Below are 15941 nucleotides of genomic sequence, written 5' to 3' on the forward strand. Positions count from 1 at the left end.
CAGATACGTATCAGGCAAGCGCGGCCTTTTCAAATGGCGGTGGGGGTCTCCAACGCCAAAACAAGGCCAGCAAAGGCACAAGACCTGCCAGCTCTGCCAGTTCACGCGGTGCAACCAGCCCTATCCCCCACCACAGTCCTACGCAGGCGGCGCAGCTGCCAAGCATGAGCCCCCACTGCCCAAGCGACATGGGGCGCGCGGCCCACTGAAAATAGCCCACTGTAAGCAGGGCTACCCAAACCTTGGTAATGGTGAGGGACAAGGCCGCGCCTTCAAGGGGCATGGCAGGAATAAGAGTAAAGCAGCACACCAGATTGCACACCAGGCCCGTAAGATAAAATAGCAGGAGCAGGCGGTGCTGGCGCATGCCGATCATGGCGTATGCCGCAAGGTTGTGCAAAAAGGCCGTTGCCAGGCAAGGTGTAAGCAAGCGCTGTGCGGTGACCGCACTTTGATAATTGGGACCGTAAATCAGGGGAAGAAAGCGGTCGCTCTCCACACAGATAAGAAAGATAATGGGCAACGACGCAGCCCAAAGGGAGCGGGCAGTCTGACCGGCCAGCTGGCGGAATGCGCCTTTGTCCTGCTGCCACAGCTTTGCCAGCAGCGGAAAAATCACCTTGCCCAGCAATGCGCTGGAAACAAGCACCGACAGGCCCTCAACAGTTTCCCACGCCACCCCGTAGCCGCCCACATCAGCATTGCCGCCATACTGCTTAAGAAATATGACGTTGATCTTGTTATAGAACATGGCGCAGCCAGCCATGCAGGTAAAGATGAGGCCGTGCTTCATATGGCGGGCCAGATCTTTCATGCCATCAAGGCCAACTCCTGCCAGAGGATTGCGTTGCAAGGCCAGCAAAGCAAAAATGATGCACAGCACCGATTCCATGGGCTTGTACAGGGCAATCACAATGGGCGGGGCCCCAATGACCACGCAGACGATGCCAAAGCCAATGCCCAGCAGTGCTGAAGGCACACGGATGCGCATTTCCACATCCTGCCGCCCCCGCGCCTGGCAGAGCGCAAAAAACGAATCGCTCACGCCGTCCAGTCCTAGACCCGCGGCTATGCACATAACCACAAGCCGCAACTCTGGCGTATAGTTCTGCCAGCCGGTCACAAGCCATGTAACGCAGAGGGCCAGAATAAGCACAATCAGCTTGAGCCAGGTGACTTCACCCAGCAGAGCCACCGGGCGCCCTTCGCGGCGGGCAAATGTTGAGAGCAGAAAATCGTTAAGGCCCACGTCAGCTATGGTTTTCACCAGATAGCCGAACGTGAGCGCCAGCACGACCTGCCCCAGTATATCGGGGCTGCGGCGTGCAAGAAGAATGGTAAAAGCGGTCCACGCCAGGTCGCGCGTCCACTGCGCACCCAGAATGTACCCCAGTCGTCGGGGGATGCTTTTCAGCTTCATGAAACGGCTTTACCTGCTCCCTTTGAATCGCACCACAGCCTTGAACCCAGGTTTGAGTTCCAGACCAGGATTGGGGACAGTAAGCTCCACCGTATAGTAGGACGGGTTTGAAACGCTCATATCACTAGAAACCCAGGAAATTTCATTCACTGTACCGTTGAACTTCTTATTGTTCAGCGAAGGAATCTCAACTTCCACCGAGTCGCCAGCCTTGATGCCGCTGATTTCGGCCTCGTAGACAGGCACCTGGATCAGCACGGGATCAAGCCGCCCCACACGCACGGGCGTGGTGCCAGCGGCCAACAGGGAACCGGGGTTGAGCGTGGCGTCAAGTGACAGCACATAACCGTCAATGGGAGAAGTCAGCGTAAGCGAGGCTGGCAGGCGCTCCCCTTCCTTGATGGTCGTGCCGAAATAGCCGCTCAGTTCTTCGAGACGGGCGGCAAAGTTCTGTTCAGATTTCTGGATGGTCACAGTCAAAAGTTCAATGCGGCGCTTCAGGGAGTGAACATCGTCTTCCAGTCGGCTGGAAGCCTGTGCTGAACCAAGCCCCGAGGCCGCAAGCTGCCGGGCCTTGTTACGCTGGGCGGCAGTTTCTGCAAGCTTGCGGTCAAGATCAAGCACCTGCCCTCTCAGATTCTCGGTAGCAGCCCCGGTGGTTACTTCTCGTTGCAGCACCCGCTCGGCCTCTTCCTGAAGGTGGTACCGCATCAACGGGGCACCCTTGGCAACGGCTTGGCCAGGCTTGACCAGCACCTCGTCCACAACAGAGTTAAAAGGCACAGGCACGGCGCGCGTGACAGTTGTAACGACCTTGCCGGTCAGAATAGTCGCGCCAGCGCCTATGGAACCATTATCAGCAGCAGAGGCTGCGTCCTGAAACATCAAGGCAGCAAGCATCACTACAACAGACAGTGCTGCTGCAAAACAACGGTGCCGCGCCTGCGACAGCGTTTTCTTGTACATACCCAACATTACAGCAACTCCTTAGCAGGCAGGCCGAGGAAGCGCTGGGCCAGGGAATTTGACAGATCCATCCACTCAAGCTGGGCCAGCTTATAGTCAAGCTCTGCACTGATGTAGGCTATGCGCGCCTGAACCATGTCTTCCTGTTTGGAGGCCATGTCGGGCAACTGCGCAATGCCTTCGTGGAAAGAAATCTGGGCTTCCTTGTACTGCATGCTGGCCGTGTCCAAGCGGGTCTTGGCAAGCTTGAGCTCCGTTTCGGCCAAGGCTACCCGCTGCTCGCTCTGGAGCCATTTGTTGGAGTAGTCCGAACGTTTGCGGGCGAGCTCGTGGAAGGCCTGGGCCTTTACCATGCGCGCGGTCTGCACGCCACGGTATCTGCGTCCCCAGTCGATAAGCGGGAAGTCAAAGGTCAGGTGCAAAAAGGTGTCTTCTGCTCCGCTCGGGGGCTGATACTGACCCGCCGGAGGATTATTGTTCAGTGCAATGGACATGGTCGGCATATACTGGGCCCAGGCGACCATAATATTGTAATCGCCCAGGGTCACCTGTCCACGAAGCAGCAGATCATCTTCAGTGGCAGGCCAGCGTTCTTCCCAGGAGAGCTTGCGGCCGTCAAAACCGGCCAGTACGGAATCAGCGCTCTTGGTATCCACCTCAAGCCTCTGCTGCGGCTCAACGCCAGCAAGAATCTTGAGCTGTGTACGCTGCATCACTTCCTTCATGCGGGTCTGCTCCAGCTTGAGTTCAAGCTCGCGCTGGTGCTGGATGGCCATGTTGAGCGAAACACCCTGGCGGCCGTCAACGGCCTCAACCTTCTTCCAGTAATCCACAAGCTCCTTGCCAAGCGGCAGCAGCTCTTTCTGCGCTTCCACAATCTTCTGCTGGGCCTGAAGCTGGAGATAGGCCTCGCCAATCTTGCCAATAGCCTTGCCCACGGCTTTGCGGTGGGTGGAGATTGCCAGATTGACCATGGCTGACTGCACCTTGTGTTCAAAGTAGGTGGCCATGGGATTGGGGAAGGCGGCATAAAAACCCACGCGGAACCGGGTCTGACCGTAATCGCTGGGCGTATCTTTATTGTCCATATTATACCGCGTCAGGTTATTGGACACGGTAAAATTCATGCGAGGCTCGGGAAGGTACTTCCACACAGCGTCCGTCTGGGCGAGACGCTTGATTTCAATATTCACGGCGCTGTTGACCAGGGCAGGCGACTGCTGGATGGTCAGGAACACGCAATCTTCGAAGGAAAAAACCTTCTTGGGATCATAGAGGTTCGGCACTGCGGCTTCAAGCTTGGCCTTGTTTTCAACAGGCACCCCTGGGGCTTCTTCAAGCCAGTGCTTGGCGGGAAGCTCCGGCGACTTGAGCCCGGCCTTGTTGGAACAGGCTCCGGCAAGCAGGGCCGCCACAAGCAGCAGCGGCAGAAAAAGACGTGTAGTAAGGTTTGCTTGTGCAGTGAGCATCTGGCACCCTTTGCGCCGTTGCGCTTTGCGCGACGCTGAGCAGATTGAGTGTTTATGCCGAGGGATTCACGGCAGGGGAAAGCCCGGCCTGATCACATCGGTCAAATTCAAGATGGTGAATTGTCAAAAAAACATGCCCTTCCTGATCAATTACCTGCGCGTCAAAACGACGCAACCGCGCATTGGCCCAGGAACGCTGCATCAATATGCGCAAGGGGCCATCAGCACGGATCGGCCCGATGCGGATAAAGCCCACAGCATGCAAAGCCCACTCCTGCATAGCGGCAGCAAGAGCGGCAGTGTCAGAAAAATCCTTGGAGTATTCGGATGTTATGGCAAGCCATGCAGCCTGCAATACGCCCTCCACCACAAGCATGTCGCCAGTATAGCCAGAATCAGCTCCGGGGGCAATGCATGTCTGGGGCAAACTCAGCGCGCCAGAAAACAGGTCATCGGGCAGCGTGCAGAAGTTTTCCACAAAGCGCCACTCACGGCCAAGCCCGGCTGCTTTATAAAATGGCCCGGTGTCCAGCACAGGGCTTGCCACGGAGGCTGCCGCGGGCACCTCTTCCCACAGGGGGCGCACACTGCTGCGATGGGCCGCAAGCCACACCATGCCCTCGCTTACCGGCGCATACTGGGCAGTATGCCGACCATTGGGCGTCAATCCGCGCACAGCAAGCTCACTGCGGCACATGCGCGTCATGACTTTTTCCTGCATCAGCCAGGGTTCAGCCTCAGCTGTCACCCGGCATTCGCGAGTAATGCCGGACGGTAATTCCGGCGCATCAAAAAACCGCAAATCGCAAAAGCCCGTAACTGTCAGCCAGGGCAAAGCTTGCCTCGAGCTTTCGAGCATGGCCTCCAGACTGCGGCAAACCGGCAGACGCGGCACATCAGACCCAAGGCAGTTGCCCTGCTGCGCGCCGTGCAGCGCCAGCGTTTTGTCGGCAAAGTGCGAAAAATGGCAGCCCCCCTGAAACAGGGTGGCGGTTGAGCGGTATGCAGGCTGCGGCTCAGGAAACACCAGCGGGAACCTCAATGGATTCTCCTTGATGATGTCCCGGACGGGCGGCTCTTCGCAAACAACCGGGCCGTCAATGGCCTCTGGCCGTACCCAGATCACCTGTTCGGCTGTGCCGCAAAGAATTTCACGCGCCAGCATGTCGCCCCATTCGTCAAGGCTCGCCCTTTCGGGGCCGTGCAACATGCGGATTGCCCGCACAGCCACACCATGAGCGTGAGCCGCCGCATCCAGGGCTTTTTCCAGCGGGGCGTCAAAAATACAGTTCTCCGCTTCGGGCGGCAGCACGGAACAACTGCCGACAAAGCGCAAGCCGTGCGGCACGGCGGCCGCAATTGCCGATTCCATCAACGCGCCAAGGCGCTCCGGCGCAGCCTGTGGCGGCACGTCATCGGCAGAAGGCGCAACCATGATCCCAGCCGGGACAGGCGGCACAAAAAACAGACCATCCACTCTGCCCTGTGCCTGTGCGAAATCGGCTACGGCCGCCTGCAACTGACTGGCTACAAGAGCGGTTTCGCCGCCTTTTCCCAAGTCGATATCGAGCGGCATCAGTCTTGCGCCGGCCTTGGCAAGGGGAGCGCACCGCTCAAGCAGCGGCTGGGGCACGCCCAGCACGCATCCCAGAGGTGCAATGCCGCTCAGCAGGCGGGGCAATATGTAAGCATCCAGCACGCAGAGGAGCACCGCATCGCCAGGCTGCAGATTTATCCCGGAAGCACTGGGATCAAGCGGAAGAGGCTCAAGGCGCAAATCACGATTGCACCCATCAGGGGGCAAGGCCTTAAGAGGGGCAAACCTGCGCAAAGGCTCCGCACAGAGCTTTGCAGTTGCACTGGCCCTTTCTGCGGTGTGTTCAGCCTGCCCGGCAAACGCGGAACCGCCGGAAAGCACCCGGCCTAGATCTCCGATGGTTGATACCTGCAGCAGATCTTCAAAATTGACGGTAATGCCAAGGGCCTTTTCCACATCCTGCACAATATGGGGAAAACGGCTGGAGCGCAGGGCGAGATCATAACGCAGATCCATTTCTGGACGCAGATCCTCAACCGGTCTGCCGCAGGCCTGAGCCAGAATTTGCAGAACCACCGCCATGCTTTCGGCATGGGATGCAGTTACAGGTGCGGAATCCGCCGCAGCGGCAGCAGAATCAGCAAATTCAGCATTTGCTGTATCCATGACACTGGATTGCGGCGCTTCTGACGCCGCCGAAGCGCAGACATTTGCGCCATTGCCAGCCACAGCGGGGCGTAAACCGCAGTGGGGCGCCGGTTTGCAGGCCAGCATGCGGGCTTCGCCGCCGCTTGCCGCCTGCCTTGCCCGCCGGGCCACAGCATCACGCCGCAGATACCCCAGCGAATACAGGTGGGCGCAAGCCTGACGCATGCCCTCGACCTCTTTCCCCTTGCGCCCTGCGGTCAGGCATTTTGCCTGAGGTTCATTGTCAGCCGCAAGGCTGCACAGCGTATCCTGCGGACCTAGCTCAAGGAAATACCGGATACCCTCACGGTTCCACATGGTCTGCACACATTCAGTCCAGCGCACGGAATTTTCATCCAGATCGGCGATGTACTGGCAGATGGAGGGCTGATCTTCCGGATAGAAATCTGCGGTAATACCGCTCAGCATGGGTCTTTCGGGCGCAGACATGTCGAGGGCGCTCAGGCGGCGCAAAGAAATGTCGCGCAACACGCGCATGCTCGGATGGTGAAAAGCCAGGCTGACATTGAGCACAATGGCAGGGATGCGGCGCTTGCGCAGGCTCTTGCGCGCTTCCTGCAAGACCCCGCGCGGGCCGCTCAGAATGAATTGGTGCGGCGTGTTGTAATTGGAAACGTAGAGGGCGGGCCATGTGGCGCAGGCTTCATTGATGATCTCGGCATCAGCGTGCACGGCCATCATGCCTGTTTCGCGGGAAGCCCCTGCCTCCAGCTCCGACATGTGTACAGCGCGCGTATCCAGAATATACCACGCCACTTCAGGGGCCAGTATGCCTGAAAAACAGAGAGCAATCAATTCGCCAAGGCTATGTCCGCAAAAAAGCGAAGGACTCAACCCCAGCGAAGACAACACGCTCCACTGGGCGTACTCCAGCATGAATACATAAGGGGATTGCCAGCGGGTGAGGCTGATCTTCTCCACGCCCGTTTCATCCATGAGGCCAAGGATGTCCCAGTCCGCCACGGCGGCAATGCGATCCATGGCCGCGCGGGCTGCGGGAAAATTGTCGTACAGTTCGCGGCCCATTCCGGGCCAGACCGCCCCAAGACCGCAGCACATCACCGCCAAAGGCGGCGGGCCGTCAGCCCGCTCCGGCGCAATCCACAGGCCGCGAGCTTCCAGACGGGCAAGGGCTTCGGCATCGGGAATTGCTGGCAGAGCCAGCAATTCCTGCCGCCATACGGGGTTGACGGCACCAATGCGCCACTGCTGGCCAGCCTGTTGCAGGTTGGCATAACGCACGCCATCAAGAACTATTTCGTCTTGGAGGTTGCCTGATACTGGATTTTCGTAGTCCTGACGCATATCTTTGTGCCTGTAAAGGGCCAAGGCCCGGCAACCCGACAGGGCCGAGGCAGGGCAAAAGGGGCATAGCAGCCATTTGGGTAAAGGATTATGTTAGTAGATATCATCATGCTTGTCCAGCCAGCGCCCGCAAACTCTTTTATCGCGCAGCCAAACAAAGCAGCGCTACCTGCAAAGCTTTCAACAGAGCCGCCCCACACGCGACTTGCCATAACATCTTGCTTTGGCTATACTGGCTACTTACAATGTTGCGCCTGCCGGATTTCGGCCCTCATCTGGCCTGCCAGGCACGGCTTTTTTGGACAAATTTACGAGGACGAGGCATGAAGAACAACCATTCCTATCAGGCTGGCCAAGAGGCGGTGCAAACTCCCGCCGCCGCCGAAAGCAGCGCTTCCGGATTTAACCGCACGCGTTCCAAGCTCGCCTTTGATCGGCTTGTGGAAATGGGAGCCAAGATGGGGATGGAAAATCCTCTGTTTCTTTGTCATGAGCGCGCGGCCAAAGCCACCACGTTCATTTCCGGCAAAGAATATCTCAATTTTTCCACGTACGACTATCTGGATATCAACGCTCACCCCGAGATCACCGCGGCCGTCAGCGAAGCGGCTGCCATTTACGGCACCTCTGCCGGCGCCAGCCGCCTGGTCGGCGGCGAACGTCCGCCCCACCGTGAGCTTGAACGCGCCTTTGCCGACCTGTACGGTGTGGAAGACTGCATCATCTATGTGAGCGGCCACGCCACCAACGTCTCGACCCTTGGCTTTCTTTTCGGCCACCGCGACGCCATTTTCCATGACGGTCTGGCTCACAACTCGCTGGTTCAGGGCGCGCGTCTCTCCGGCGCATCGCGCTACTCATACGCCCACAACGATTGCGATGCCCTTGAAGAAATGCTCAAGGCCAAACGCGCCGAGCACAAGCGCGCCGTTATCGTTACCGAAGGCCTGTTCAGCATGGACGGCAACATCCCCGATCTGCCGCGCATCATTGAACTGAAAAAACGTTACGACTGCATGCTGCTTGTGGACGAAGCCCACTCCCTTGGCGTGCTTGGCGCAACGGGCCGTGGCGCGCATGAGCATTTCAATATTGACCCCACCGATGTGGATATGTGGATGAGCACGCTCTCCAAATCCATGTGCGGTTGCGGCGGCTTCATTGCCGGCAGCCACGAACTGATCGAATTCCTCAAGTACGGTTCGCCGGGCTTTGTTTTCAGCGTGGGCATGCCCCCCATTATCGCCGTGGCCTGCCACAAGGCTCTGGACATCATGCTGCGCGAACCCGAGCGGGTGCACAAGCTGCAGAAGATTTCGCACTTCTTTGTGGACTACGCCGCCAGCATTGGCCTTGATACGGGCGCGGCCCAGGGCTACGCCGTTGTGCCGGTCATGGTGGGCGACCCCATGGTGGCAGGCTTTTTGTCCAACGCACTGTTCAAGCGCGGCATCTATGTGATGCCCATCACCTTCCCTGCTGTCAAAGAAGGCACTGACCGTCTGCGTTTCTTCCTTTCCGCAGCCCATACGGAAGAACATATCCGCACGGCGCTGGATGCCGTGAAGGAAGAAATCCCCAAGGCCTGGGCCATTGTGGACGACTACAAGCGCCAGAACGCCAGCGAGAGCGGGCAGGCGTAACTTCATAGCGACCCGTGTTGCGTGGTCGAACTGTCGCTTGAGCGGGCGTTACATCGCCCGCTTGAGGATCGCAACTGTGCGATTATGCGGCATGTTCGCATTTTCGGGCAGATGGAACCTCCGTCTGCCGTGCCGGGCCAAGTGGCCCGGCTCTTGTTTGCAGCGGAGAAAACCATGACGCATATTGATGGCGCAGAAGCAGAGCAGAGCGCATCACAACCGAAAATGGACGCCTTGCCGGTTGTTGCCTATGTTCTGCTTTGGTTTCCCCTCTCCTCCGAAACGTTCATCTTTCGCGAGGTTGTGCAGCTTATGGCGCGGGGATTGCCTGTGCGCGCCTATACCATGTATGGTAAAAGCCTGAGCGGCTGTAGCGAAGAAATGCGCAAGTTTACCGGGCCAGTGGAACGCATGGGCGTTGGCGGCACAGTGCGCATTCTCCGGGCTTTCATACGTGCGCTTTCACGCAATCCGCTCAAGGTCTGGGGCCTCATGCGCAAGGGGTTTTTCCATCGCATGCGCAACATGGAGTCCCTGGGTGAAAATCTGTGGTGCTTCATGGCCGGCTTTTTGCTCGCCGAGTTGTGCGTGAGGGACGGCGTCAAGCTTATCCACTCCCCGTGGGCCAACGGCCCGGCAACGGCGTCATGGGTGGCTTCGCGCCTCACGGGCATTCCCTTTGCCTTTACGGGCCGCGCTGGCGACATCTACCCAGAGGACGGCCTGCTGCGGGAAAAATCCGCCGATGCGCTCTTCATCCGCACCAACAACCACGCCAATGTGAGCTGGCTGCGCAAGTTCTGCCCTGCCGGGCAGGAATATAAGGTGCACGCCATTTACAACAGCCTTACATTTACCCCCAAGGGGCAGTGCGCTGTCAGCATGCGCCCCCCTTACCGTCTGCTGGCGGTGGGGCGCTTTGCGCGCACCAAGGGTTTTCCCGACCTGCTCTCCGCCATGGCGCGCCTGCAAAGAGAAAACGTGCCTGTGAGCCTGACCCTCGTGGGCAACGGGCGCTGGCGGCTCAAGCTCATGGGTATGCGCGACCGGCTGGGCCTTAAAAATATCGTTCACATGCCCGGCTTTATCCCGCACGACCAGATCTGCGGCTACATGCTCGACCACGACATGCTCATCATGCCGAGCGTTGTTCATTCCAACGGCGATCGCGACGGCATCCCCAACGTGATCATGGAAGCCCTCTCGCATCGCATGCCCGTCATTGCCACAGACGTGTGCGGCATCTCCGAAGTTATCATCAACGGAGAAACCGGCCTGCTTACCCCGCAACGCAACCCGCGCGCCCTTGCTGATGCCGTGCGGCATATGGTTGAAGACCGGGAGCACGCAAGCCGCATGGCCGAGGCAGGCCGCGCCCGCGTTGAAAAAATGTTTGACCGGGAAAACAACATCACGGCCCTGCTGCGCCTTTATGTGGATGAAAGCCGTCATTACTGGAGCCATTCCGGCGGACAGACCGGAAGCTCCGCAGAGGACGACATCCCAGCCGCCATGAAAGCCGGAGCGGCAGGTCACGCATGAGCGTCAAACAGCCGCTCTATCTGGCCGTCAGTCTGGACGTTGAAGAAGAAGGCCTCTTTGGCGGACGCTACGCCCGTCGTGGCTTTTCCACGCGCAACACCGCCAGCTTGAGGGCCTTGGCCCCTTTCTGCACCATGGGCGTACGCCCCACCTTGTTCTGCGCCCACAGCGTGCTGGCGGATAAAACATCCCACGAGACCCTGGCATGGCTGCGTGACGAGCACCATGCGGAAATTGGCGCACATCTGCACCACTGGAACACGCCGCCTCTGGCACTGGACGGATCGGAGCAAACCCTGCCAAACATGGCCGACAGCGTACCCGCTGCAGCACTTTCCAACGATCTGTTCGCCGCCAAACTCGTTGCGCTTAAGGAGGCTGGCCGGGCTGTGCAGAGCGCGCCGCTCACTTCCTTCCGCATGGGCAGATGGGATCTGCACCGCCAGCACTGGCCTCTTCTGGCCGCCGCGGGCATTCTTTGCGATGCCTCTGTGCGGCCCCTGCACTGCGCCCCAACGCCAATGCAAGGCCCCAACCATTTTGACGCGCCAGGCACCCCATACTGGGTTTCGGTGGGAGACGACAGAATTTTTGAAGTTCCCCTCACAGTGACCCCTCTCGTTCCGCAGCTTCCGGCCCTGTTGCGCAGCGTGTCCGGCCCGGCTGGCAAAAAAATTCGCGCCAGCCTGAAAAACTGGGGAGCGCTGGCTCTGCTGCCAGTTTACCATCCCCTGTGGGCCATGTGCGCCATTACAAAAATTTTTGCGGCCCGTGGCGGACGGGTGCTTTCCCTGACCTGGCATTCATCAGAAATGATGCCCGGCGGCACGCCTCACCTGCCTGACGCCGCAGCTGTGGCGCGCTTCACGCGCAAAGTTGCCGACTGGCTCAACTGGCTGCACAGGCATTACAGTGTGCGGTGCGTGACCATGGACGAACTGCGCTGCGAGCTTGGGCCAACGGCCCCCACCTTGCTGGGCAAGGGTGACTGGACTGGCGGGCCTGCAACCCCATAGCTCTGTTTTTCAAGAGAAATTTTACAAGCAACCCGTGATCATACATGCACAAAGAGACGGCGACAGCATTAATACCCAGCAACCCGCTGAGAAAAGCCCGCCGCATTTGGAGACAACCATGACGGAAACCAGCACCAAGGCCTCCCGCCCCGTATTCAAGACGGGCCTGCCGCACGTGGCCTATGTTCTGCTGTGGTATCCGCTGTTTACACAGCCCTTTATCTTCAGGGAAGTGGAAGGCCTCAAGGGGCTGCTGCCGCTTTCCGTCTACAGCCTGTACGGCCCCAACCTGCGCCACTGCTCCAACGAAATGCGGGCCGTGGCCGGAGAAACGCGCACCTACGGCATGCGCGCCCTGGGGCGTGTGCTGGGTGAATGCTTCCGGCAAATTGCGCTGCACCCTTTGCGTTCCGGACGCCTCTTCCGCAAGGCCATATTCCGCCGCTGGCGCAGCTGGGAAACCCTGGGTGAAAACCTTTGGGCATTCTGCGCCGGCATGTACCTGGGCCGCCTGTTCAGCGAGGCTGGCATAGACATGATCTACGCTCCATGGCCGCGCGGCACTGCCACAGCTGCCTGGGTTGCCTCGCAGATCGCCGGTTTGCCCTTTGCCACTGCCGCGCGCGGCGACAATCTGGAGCCCGCAGACCCTGACCTTGGCGACAAACTGACCGCAGCTTTCTTTGTGCGTGCCAACAACGAGGCGGACAAAACCCGCATCGAGGTTTTTGCCAAGGGGCAGGCCAAGGGCAAGGTGGAGCTGATCTACAACAGTCTTACCCTGCCGCCCTTGCCAGAAACTGATATTCCCGCAAGCGTCGCCGCACCCAAGGCACAGGAAAATGCCCAGACACAACAGCCCATGGAGCGCCCCGTGCGTCTTCTGGCTCTGGGGCGGTTTGACGTTACCAAGGGTTTTGACGTGCTGATCAAGGCCTGCGCCATCCTGCGCGACAGGGGCGTGGATTTCAGGCTTACCCTTGCAGGCGGCGGCGGCGCGGTTATGGGTCTTGGACGTATGGAAGCCGAGATATTGCGCCTGCGCGAGGAGCTGCGGCTTGAAGACCGTGTGCTGCTGCCGGGCATTATTTCGCACAACGAACTGCCGCACATCCTGGCCGAGCACGACATTTTTGCAGCGCCCTGCGTGGTGCACGAATCTGGCCGCCGCGACGGCATTCCCAACACGGTTATTGAAGCCTTGGCCTACGGCCTGCCCGTGGTGAGCACCACGGTCAACGCCCTGCCCGAAGTGGTGATCAACGGCAAAACCGGCCTTGCCGTGCCGCCCAACGATCCCGAGGCTCTGGCCGATGCCCTGCAACGCCTTGCCGATGACGACGCTCTGGCTCAGGAACTGGCGCGCAACGGCAAACAGCTTGCGGCGGATATGTTTGACCCCACCCGCAACAATCGGCGTCTGGCAGATATTTTCATCAAACACTACACGATCTGGAAGCAAAAATGTGCGGTATAGCGGGCACTTGCCAAGTTGACGCCTCGCCTCTCACTCCCGAAGCCGGGCAGTGGGTCAAGGCCATGACCGATCGCATGTCCCATCGCGGACCCGACGGTGAAGGACAGTGGAGCAGCGGCCCGGTCTGCCTTGGACACAGGCGGCTCTCCATCATCGACCTTTCCGGCGGCGGCCAGCCCATGCACAGCGCCGATGGCCAGATGACCGTCACCTTCAACGGTGAAATATACAATTATGCCGAGCTTAAGGAACAGTTGACCGCCCTTGGCGGGCAATTTCAGACCAGCTCCGACACGGAAGTCATTCTTGAAGGCTACCGCATTTGGGGGCCGGACTGTCTGGCCCGCTTTGACGGCATGTTTGCCTTTGCCCTGTGGGACAACCAGCAGCGCCGTCTGTTCTGCGCCCGCGACCGCTTTGGCAAAAAGCCCTTTTTCTATACCGTGCAGCACGGTAGGCTGTATTTTGCCTCCGAGCTGACCGGGATTGAACAGTTGCGCCATCTGAGCCTGACTATGAACCCGCAGGCCGTTATGCGCTATCTGGCCTACGAATATGTGCCCACGCCGCACAGCGTTTACACAGAGGTGCAGAGCCTGCCGCCTTCGCACATGTTGCTGCTGCAGGACGGCAACCTGAGCATTTCCCGCTACTGGGATATGCCCATGCCCGATGAATCCGACAGGCGCAGCGACAATGAGCTTTGCGAAGAACTGCGCTTTCTGCTCTCGCGGGCGGTGCGCCGCCGCATGGTCAGTGATGTGCCGCTGGGCGTCTTTCTTTCCGGCGGCATTGATTCTTCCATTGTGGCGGGGCTCATGGCCCGCCAGTCTTCCACGGCCATCAAGACATTTTCCATCGGTTTCAGCGAGGCCAGCTACGATGAGTCGCGCTATGCCCGCATCGTGGCCAAGGCCTTCGCCACCGACCACCATGAACGCGTGCTTTCCGCCGAAGAATGCGCGGATACACTGCCCGGCATCATCAGCCGCATGGACGTGCCCATGGCGGATGCGTCCGTTGCCCCCACATGGCTGCTTTCCGGCGTCACGCGCGAAAAGGTCACCGTGGCTCTTGGCGGCGACGGCGCGGACGAACTGTGGGCGGGGTACGAACACTATATCGGCTTCAAGGTTGCCCAGTGGTACAATGCAGCCCCCTCTGCGCTGCGCAAAGGCATCATAGAACCGCTCGCGCAATTGCTGCCCTCCTCTGCGGGGTACATCAACCCCCGCCTGGCCGTTGCCACATTCCTGCGGGCGGCGCACGCCCCGGCATGGCAGCGGGTGCAGACCATGCTCACGGCCTTTACGCCCGACATGCAGGAATCCATTCTGGACAGCGCTTTCAAGGCGCAACAGCCCGGCTTTCTGGCTCCCGAAGTTCTCTTTGCCCCCACGCGCGAACACTATGACCACTGGCAGCCGCAAAACGCCGCCACGCCGCTTGCCCGCGCTTTCCACGTATACGCCCGCCAGTTCATGCTTGATGATATTCTGGTCAAGGTTGACCGCTGCTCCATGCTGCACAGCCTGGAGGTTCGCGCGCCGTTCCTAGACAAGGACGCGGCGGAATTTGCAGCCCGCCTGCCTGTGGGCAGGAAGCTGCACGGCTTCAAGCGCAAGTGGCTGCTCAAAAAGGCTTTTGCCGAGCTGCTGCCGGATGAAATCCTGTACCGCAACAAACGCGGCTTCCAGATTCCTGTGGCACAGTGGTTGCGTGGCCGCATGCGGCCCCTCATGGAAGACCTGCTGAGCGAATCCACCCTGAAGGCGCAGGGCATATTCAACCATCAGGCGGTTCGCGCCCTCATGGACGAGCATGTCTCCGGCAGGGCCGACCTGCGCAAGCCCCTCTGGACGCTGCTGGTCTTCCAGCTGTGGTGGAGGGCTCGCCATCCCTGAGCCTACTCCGCTTGCCACCATCAACAGAGTGCTTATAGTGAAAGAAGCATGCGGAAAACCCGCAGCTTAAATCTGCTTGAGAGGAAAATGCATGACCAGCCAGATCAAGACTGTTCTTCTGCTCGCCCTGCTTTCCGCCATTATAATCATGCTTGGCGGCCTGATGGGCGGGCGCACAGGCGTTATCTTTGCCTTTGGCCTAGCCCTGATCATGAACGTGGGCAGCTACTGGTATTCTGACAAGATAGTGCTTTCCATGTACCGCGCGCGCGAGCTTGCGCCGGAAGAAGCCCCCTATCTGCACAAAATTGTGGAAGAACTTTCCCGCAACGCGGGTATTCCCAAGCCGCGCATCTGCGTGGTGCCTGAAGAAGCACCCAATGCTTTTGCCACGGGCCGCAACCCGGAGAATGCTGTTGTTGCCGTCACGGACGGCATCATGCGCCTGCTCTCGCCCGAAGAACTGCGCGGTGTGCTGGCGCACGAAATCGGGCACATCGTCAACCGCGACATTCTTATTCAGACCATTGCGGGCGTTATGGGTTCCGCCATTGTGACCCTTGCCAATATCTTTCAGTTTACGGCTATTTTTGGCGGCAACCGCGATGAAGAAGGCGGCGGAACCAACCCCATTGCCGCCATAGCTCTGGCCCTGCTGGCGCCCATGGCTGCCGGGCTTATCCAGATGGCGATTTCACGCTCGCGCGAGTATCTGGCGGACGACACGGGCGCCGCGCTTTGCGGTCAGCCCCTGGCCCTTGCCGGGGCGCTGAACAAGCTGGGCATGGCAAGCGGCCAGATCCCCATGCAGGAAGGCAACCCCAGCACGGAACAGATGTTCATTGTGACCCCCATGTACGCTCATGGCGGCATGGCAAGCCTCTTCAGCACCCATCCGCCCCTGGAAGAGCGCATTCGCCGTCTGCGCGAAATGGCCGCTTCGGGGCGCTGAAA

10 protein-coding genes are annotated in these 15941 nt (G+C 59.4%); 6 read left to right on the forward strand and 4 right to left on the reverse strand.

Features of this window, described 5'->3' with window-relative positions; translation table 11 throughout:
* Positions 1-10 precede the first annotated feature (10 nt).
* From NE637_RS04705 to NE637_RS04720, 4 genes are read right to left on the reverse strand one after another with little or no spacing between them, the layout of a single operon-like run.
* Complete coding sequence (locus NE637_RS04705) at positions 11-1420, reverse strand: oligosaccharide flippase family protein (RefSeq protein ID WP_215648361.1); 1410 nt, start codon at positions 1418-1420, stop codon at positions 11-13.
* Between the two features lie 9 nt (positions 1421-1429).
* On the reverse strand, positions 1430-2395 hold the full coding sequence (locus tag NE637_RS04710) for an HlyD family secretion protein (protein ID WP_227118066.1): 966 nt from the start codon (positions 2393-2395) through the stop codon (positions 1430-1432).
* Complete coding sequence (locus tag NE637_RS04715; protein WP_192112724.1) at positions 2395-3855, reverse strand: TolC family protein; 1461 nt, start codon at positions 3853-3855, stop codon at positions 2395-2397. The genes NE637_RS04710 and NE637_RS04715 overlap by 1 nt, the downstream gene beginning before the upstream one ends.
* Before the next feature lie 52 nt (positions 3856-3907).
* Positions 3908-7405 carry an acyltransferase domain-containing protein gene (locus NE637_RS04720; RefSeq protein WP_227118065.1) on the reverse strand — a complete coding sequence of 1166 codons (3498 nt, stop codon included), beginning with the start codon at positions 7403-7405 and terminating at the stop codon, positions 3908-3910.
* A gap of 323 nt (positions 7406-7728) precedes the next feature.
* Here NE637_RS04720 and NE637_RS04725 point away from each other — a divergent pair, with 323 nt between their 5' ends.
* From NE637_RS04725 to NE637_RS04750, 6 genes are all read left to right on the forward strand, one after another.
* Positions 7729-9048, forward strand: coding sequence for an aminotransferase class I/II-fold pyridoxal phosphate-dependent enzyme (locus NE637_RS04725; protein ID WP_215648357.1), 1320 nt, complete (start codon positions 7729-7731; stop codon positions 9046-9048).
* A gap of 225 nt (positions 9049-9273) precedes the next feature.
* Positions 9274-10590 (forward strand): glycosyltransferase family 4 protein, encoded by a 1317-nt coding sequence (locus NE637_RS04730; protein ID WP_227118096.1) that lies wholly within the window; start codon positions 9274-9276, stop codon positions 10588-10590.
* Entirely contained in the window at positions 10587-11606 is a 1020-nt protein-coding gene (locus NE637_RS04735; protein ID WP_227118064.1) for a polysaccharide deacetylase family protein, read from the forward strand. Before NE637_RS04730 ends, NE637_RS04735 begins: the two co-directional genes overlap by 4 nt.
* Positions 11607-11724: 118 nt before the next feature.
* Positions 11725-13083 carry a glycosyltransferase family 4 protein gene (locus NE637_RS04740; protein WP_192112719.1) on the forward strand — a complete coding sequence of 453 codons (1359 nt, stop codon included), beginning with the start codon at positions 11725-11727 and terminating at the stop codon, positions 13081-13083.
* Complete coding sequence (asnB, locus tag NE637_RS04745) at positions 13071-14987, forward strand: asparagine synthase (glutamine-hydrolyzing) (protein ID WP_227118062.1); 1917 nt, start codon at positions 13071-13073, stop codon at positions 14985-14987. The genes NE637_RS04740 and asnB overlap by 13 nt, the downstream gene beginning before the upstream one ends.
* 91 nt (positions 14988-15078) lie before the next feature.
* Positions 15079-15939 carry a zinc metalloprotease HtpX gene (locus NE637_RS04750; RefSeq protein WP_192112717.1) on the forward strand — a complete coding sequence of 287 codons (861 nt, stop codon included), beginning with the start codon at positions 15079-15081 and terminating at the stop codon, positions 15937-15939.
* Positions 15940-15941: the final 2 nt, after the last annotated feature.

The organism is Desulfovibrio desulfuricans (genome assembly GCF_024460775.1).
Lineage (GTDB): Bacteria > Desulfobacterota > Desulfovibrionia > Desulfovibrionales > Desulfovibrionaceae > Desulfovibrio > Desulfovibrio desulfuricans_E.

Bases quoted from the DNA above. Each gene is read 5' to 3' on its own strand.
- asnB (WP_227118062.1), top strand. From the start codon at position 13,071: ATGTGCGGTATAGCGGGCACTTGCCAAGTTGACGCCTCGCCTCTCACT.
- NE637_RS04740 (WP_192112719.1), top strand. From the start codon at position 11,725: ATGACGGAAACCAGCACCAAGGCCTCCCGCCCCGTATTCAAGACGGGC.
- NE637_RS04725 (WP_215648357.1), top strand. From the start codon at position 7,729: ATGAAGAACAACCATTCCTATCAGGCTGGCCAAGAGGCGGTGCAAACT.
- NE637_RS04720 (WP_227118065.1), bottom strand. From the start codon at position 7,405: ATGCGTCAGGACTACGAAAATCCAGTATCAGGCAACCTCCAAGACGAA.
- NE637_RS04730 (WP_227118096.1), top strand. From the start codon at position 9,274: ATGGACGCCTTGCCGGTTGTTGCCTATGTTCTGCTTTGGTTTCCCCTC.
- NE637_RS04715 (WP_192112724.1), bottom strand. From the start codon at position 3,855: ATGCTCACTGCACAAGCAAACCTTACTACACGTCTTTTTCTGCCGCTG.
- NE637_RS04705 (WP_215648361.1), bottom strand. From the start codon at position 1,420: ATGAAGCTGAAAAGCATCCCCCGACGACTGGGGTACATTCTGGGTGCG.
- NE637_RS04710 (WP_227118066.1), bottom strand. From the start codon at position 2,395: ATGTTGGGTATGTACAAGAAAACGCTGTCGCAGGCGCGGCACCGTTGT.
- NE637_RS04750 (WP_192112717.1), top strand. From the start codon at position 15,079: ATGACCAGCCAGATCAAGACTGTTCTTCTGCTCGCCCTGCTTTCCGCC.
- NE637_RS04735 (WP_227118064.1), top strand. From the start codon at position 10,587: ATGAGCGTCAAACAGCCGCTCTATCTGGCCGTCAGTCTGGACGTTGAA.